Origin of the sequence: Streptomyces botrytidirepellens (genome assembly GCF_003721215.1) — a bacterium.
In the GTDB taxonomy this organism is placed as follows: Bacteria; Actinomycetota; Actinomycetes; order Streptomycetales; family Streptomycetaceae; genus Streptomyces; species Streptomyces himastatinicus.
In genome coordinates this window covers 1-5,091 of record NZ_RIBZ01000627.1, presented here as the reverse complement: position 1 = coordinate 5,091, position 5,091 = coordinate 1, and the positions used below count along the sequence as shown (strand labels likewise).

General features: G+C 74.0%; 4 protein-coding genes and 1 pseudogene. 4 read left to right on the top strand and 1 reads right to left on the bottom strand.

What is annotated here, in order from left to right; all coding sequences use genetic code 11:
* A pseudogene (locus EEJ42_RS34045) lies at positions 1–450 on the bottom strand (hypothetical protein); the annotation flags it as partial.
* Between the two features lie 214 nt (positions 451–664).
* Between EEJ42_RS34045 and EEJ42_RS34040 the strand changes: the two are divergent.
* The 4 genes from EEJ42_RS34040 to EEJ42_RS34025 all read left to right on the top strand — a co-directional run bounded on the left by EEJ42_RS34040 (position 665) and on the right by EEJ42_RS34025 (position 4,947).
* Positions 665–2,320: an FAD-binding dehydrogenase gene (locus EEJ42_RS34040; RefSeq protein ID WP_123105941.1), complete on the top strand. Its 1,656-nt coding sequence runs from the start codon at positions 665–667 to the stop codon at positions 2,318–2,320.
* Positions 2,321–2,416: 96 nt separating this feature from the next.
* A complete protein-coding gene (locus tag EEJ42_RS34035) occupies positions 2,417–3,160 on the top strand; it encodes a molybdopterin-dependent oxidoreductase (protein WP_123105944.1) in 744 nt (247 codons plus the stop codon).
* A complete protein-coding gene (locus tag EEJ42_RS34030) occupies positions 3,144–3,836 on the top strand; it encodes a cytochrome b/b6 domain-containing protein (RefSeq protein WP_123105939.1) in 693 nt (230 codons plus the stop codon). Before EEJ42_RS34035 ends, EEJ42_RS34030 begins: the two co-directional genes overlap by 17 nt.
* 31 nt (positions 3,837–3,867) lie before the next feature.
* Entirely contained in the window at positions 3,868–4,947 is a 1,080-nt protein-coding gene (locus EEJ42_RS34025) for a glycoside hydrolase family 6 protein (protein WP_123105937.1), read from the top strand.
* Positions 4,948–5,091 lie beyond the last annotated feature (144 nt).

Here is a 5,091-nt window from a genome sequence, read left to right as displayed (position 1 = left end):
GGCGGCCGGGGCCCGCGTCGCGGGCTGCGCGGCGGGCGCCGGGGCCGCGGGCTCGGTCGTGCGTGAACCGCGCAGCGGCTTGTCGCCGACGGCCGAGTCGCCGAGCGCGGCGGCCTTCGGCTCGGGCTCGTCGGGGGCGGTGGGGGAGCTGTCGTGCCCGGGGGCGGCCTGCGCCTCGCGCGCGTCCTTGCCCATGAGCATGAAGAGCGCGGTGGCCGCGCCGGTGGCCGACAGCAGGATCGCCCCGGCGGCTGCCTTGCGCCGCGGGTCGATGCCCCGGCGGCGGGCGCGGGCGTGCCGGGGGCCGATGACCTCGCCCTGGAGGATGTGCGGGGTGACGGCGTCACCCGCCTCGAGGGGCTGGGGACCGGGGGTGACAAGTGTCGGATTCACGATGCGCTTGTCCGCCGGGTAGGGCGGCCCGGATTGCTCAACGGAGCGGTCAGCCATGGTCGTTGATGATGCCGGTTTGGCTGAACCGTGTCCAATAGTGATGAGGGATTGTTCCGTTTTGCTGCACAAGAGAGCTATAGCCTGAGGAGGGCGGTGTCCGGAAAGCGCTCTCACTCCCGCTCCCGAACCAGTTGACGGCGTACTGGCCGGTAGGCAGGATCGCACCCGACGACTCCGTCGACCGGCTGACGAGGACGGGATACCACCAACCATGGCGTACGACGCGGATGTGATCGTGGTCGGGGCGGGCCTGGCGGGCCTCGCGGCCACCGCCGAGCTGGCCGACGCGGGCCGCAAGGTCATCCTGCTCGACCAGGAGCCCGAGCAGTCGCTCGGCGGCCAGGCCCACTGGTCCTTCGGCGGCCTCTTCCTCGTCGACTCGCCCGAACAGCGCCGGCTGCGCATCCGCGACAGCCGCGAACTCGCCTGGCAGGACTGGCTGGGCACGGCCGGTTTCGACCGCGACGAGGACCACTGGCCGCGCCGCTGGGCCGAGGCGTACGTGGACTTCGCGGCGGGCGAGAAGCGGTCCTGGCTGCACGCCCAGGGGCTGCGGCTGTTCCCCCTCGTCGGCTGGGCCGAGCGCGGCGGCTACGACGCGACCGGGCACGGCAACTCCGTACCTCGCTTCCACATCACCTGGGGCACCGGACCCGGCGTCGTCGCCCCCTTCGAGCGCCGGGTGCGCGCCGCGGCCGCCCGCGGCCTGGTCGACCTGCGGTTCCGGCACCGGGTCACCGGGCTCTCGCGCAGCGCGGGCGCCGTCGACACCGTCACCGGGGAGGTGCTGGAGGCGAGCCGCGCCGAGCGGGGCACGGCCAGCAGCCGCGAGGTGACCGGTTCCTTCGAGCTGCGCGCCCAGGCCGTGATCATCACCTCCGGCGGCATCGGCGGCAACCACGACCTCGTACGGGCCAACTGGCCCGAGCGGCTGGGCTCCCCGCCCGAGCGGATGATCTCCGGGGTCCCCGCGCACGTGGACGGCAAGATGCTCGGCGTCGCGGAGGCCGCGGGCGGCCACCTCATCAACCGCGACCGGATGTGGCACTACACCGAGGGCATCGAGAACTGGAACCCGATCTGGCCCCGGCACGGCATCCGCATCCTGCCCGGCCCCTCGTCGCTCTGGTTCGACGCCCGCGGACGGCGGCTGCCGGTCCCGCTCTTCCCCGGCTTCGACACCCTCGGCACCCTCGAACACATCATGCGGACCGGATACGACTACACCTGGTTCGTCCTCACGCAGAAGATCATCGAGAAGGAGTTCGCGCTCTCCGGCTCCGAGCAGAACCCGGACCTGACGGGCAAGAGCGTGCGCGATGTGCTGGGGCGCGGGCGGGCCGGGGCGCCGGGGCCGGTGCGGGCGTTCATGGACCACGGCGCCGACTTCATCGTCGAACGCTCGCTGCCCGCCCTCGTACGGCGGATGAACGCGCTCACCAAGGAGCCGCTCATCGACGAGGCCGAGCTGCGCCGCGAGATCGTGGCCCGGGACCGCGAGATCGCCAACCCCTACACCAAGGACCTCCAGGTCACCGCCCTGCGCGGGACCCGCAAGTACATCGCCGACCGCCTCATCCGTACCGCCGCCCCGCACCGCATCCTCGACCCCAAGGCGGGCCCGCTGATCGCCGTGCGGCTCAACATCCTCACCCGCAAGACCCTGGGCGGGCTGGAGACGGACCTGTCGTCGCGGGTGCTGACGGAGGGCGGGGAGCCGCTGCCCGGCGTCTACGCGGCCGGTGAGGCGGCGGGCTTCGGCGGCGGTGGCGTGCACGGCTACCGGTCGCTGGAGGGCACCTTCCTGGGCGGCTGCCTCTTCTCGGGGCGGACGGCGGGACGCGCGGCGGCCCGGGCGGTGTCGTAGCCCGGCTCGGCTCCCGGGCGCGTTCAGATCTGACGGAAGTCTGACGAAAAGCCACAGACAATGGCGCGCCACGCCACCCGGTGGTCTCATCAGGGCATGGATGACGCAACCCCCGGCGACGACGAGCACGGCGACGGCCGCGGCGCACCGGTCGGCCGCCGCATCCTGCTCGGCATGCTCGGCCTCGGCGCCGCCGGGATGGCCGTCGCGCCCTGGGCGCAGCGCGGGCTGGAGAGCGCGCTCGGCGCGGTGGCCGACAAGGACCCCACCGGGGTCACCGGACTGCTCCCCAACGGCGGCGGGTTCCGGTACTACTCGGTGACCTCCTCCGTCCCGCACAAGGACGACACGAACTACCGCCTCACCGTGGGCGGGCTCGTCGACAAGCCCGCCGACTACCGGCTCGCCGAGCTGCGCGCGCTCCCGCAGGCCCGGCTCGTCCGCGACGTCCAGTGCGTCACCGGGTGGCGGGTGCCGAAGACGCCCTTCGAGGGGGTGCGGCTGTCCACGCTGCTGGACGCCGCCGGGGTGAGCCCGCGCGCCAAGGCGGTCCGGTTCACCTGCTTCGACGGCGCGTACTCCGAGAGCCTCACCCTCGACCAGGCGCGCCGGCCGGACGTCCTGGTGGCGCTGCGGATGCGGGACGAGCCGCTGGGCCACGCGCACGGCGGCCCGGTCCGGCTCTACGTCGCGCCCATGTACTTCTACAAGTCGGCGAAGTGGCTCTCCGGCATCACCGTCACCGACGAGGTGCGCCCCGGCTACTGGGAGGACCGCGGGTACGACGTGGACGGCTGGGTCGGCAAGTCGAACGGACGCGACGATGCCCCCACTGTCTGAGACCACCGCGGCCCCGGCCGCCACCGCGCGCCGGGTGCGCCGCTTCACGCCCGCCGAGCGCTGGATCCACCGCACGACGGCCGCCCTGGTGGGCGTGTGCGTGGTGAGCGCGGCCTGTCTGTACGTGCCCGCCCTGGCCCAACTCGTGGGCCGCCGCGCCCTCGTGGTCACCGTCCACGAGTGGACCGGCATCCTGACGCCCGTCCCGGTCCTCGCCGGTCTCGCCTCGCGCGCGTTCCGGGCCGATCTGGGCCGTCTCAACCGCTTCGGGCCGCACGACCGCCGCTGGCTGCGGGCCGCGCTGCGCCGCGACCCCAGCCGTGCGGAGCGCCCGGCGGGCAAGTTCAACGCGGGCCAGAAGGTGTACGCCGCCTGGACCGCGGGCGCGATGCTGGTGATGGCGGCCACCGGGTCGCTGATGTGGTTCACCGGTCTGGCCCCGCTGATGTGGCGCACCGGCGCCACGTTCGTCCACGACTGGCTGGCGCTGGCCGTCGGGGTCGTGGTGATCGGGCACATCGGGAAGGCGCTCGCCGATCCGGAGGCGCGGCGCGGGATGCGCACCGGGCGGGTCGACCCGGAGTGGGCGGCCCGCGAGCATCCGCTGTGGCGCACGGAGGACGCCGACCACCACGACGCCGACCACCACGCCGACCACGAACGCGACGTCCACTGAACCGACGGCACGCGGTGCCATGATGCGTCGCATGCGCGAGAAAGATCCAAGAAAGTCGGTCATGCGGCGATTGGTGACGGTCGCCGCATGTGGTGTGGTGGCGATGGTGGTGCCGCTGAGCGGATGTCAGCTGTCCGACTCCCCACCGCGGCGGGGCGGGCTCTGGGTGAACCCGGACGGCCCGGCCGCCCGCCATGTCCGTGAGCGGGAGGAAGGGAAGAACGGCAGCGAGCACGAGAACAAGAGCAGGGACGCCGCCCTGATCGACCGGATCGCACGGCAGCCGGTCGCCGAATGGCTCGGCCCGCAGCCCCCTCGCGAACGGGTGCGCTCCATCACCGAATCCGCGGCCCGGACCGGCACCACCCCGGTGCTGGTCGCCTACAACATCCCGCACCGGGACTGCGGCGGACACTCGGCGGGCGGCGCGGCGAACGGCGCGGCCTACCGGAGGTGGATCGAGCAGGTCGCGCTCGGCATCGGTGACCGGAAGGCGCTGGTCGTGCTGGAGCCCGACGCGGTGGCGCAGGTCGTCGACCGCTGCGTGCCCCGCCGCGTGGTCGGCCCCCGGCTGGCCCTGCTGCGCGACGCGGTCGCCGCGTTCGCCGCACTGCCCCGCGTACGGGTGTATCTGGACGCCGGGCACGCGGGCTGGATCAAGAACCCCGCCCGGCTGATGGTGCCGCTGCTCAAGAGCGGCATCGAGCAGGCGGACGGCTTCTCCCTGAACGTCGCCAACTTCCAGCGCACCGGCCGCACCAAGCGGTACGGCCACCGGCTGTCCAGGGCGGTCGGCGGGGCGCACTTCGTCATCGACACCAGCCGCAACGGCAACGGCCCGCTGCGGCGCCGGGGCGCGACCCGGCACGGGGTCCGGTCGGCGGAAGCCTGGTGCAACCCGCCGGGGCGGGCGCTGGGCGAGCCGCCGAGCACCCACACCGGGGACCGGCTGGTGGACGCGTACCTGTGGATCAAGCGGCCCGGCGAATCCGACGGGACGTGCAACGGCGGGCCCCCGGCGGGCCGCTGGTGGCCCGAGTACGCGCTCGGGCTGGCCCGGAACGCACACGGCCCGGGCCACCGTCACCCGCATGGCCCGGGCCGCCACTGAGGGCCGGCGTCTCGGTATTACAGGGCGCACACCGCGTCCGAGTCCTTCGCCGGGGTGCACGGGCCCGGGCTGTCCGCACGCGCGGTCGGTACGGCCGGCGCCGCCACCGGGCGGCGCCGGCCCCGCACCACCCCGCCGTACCAG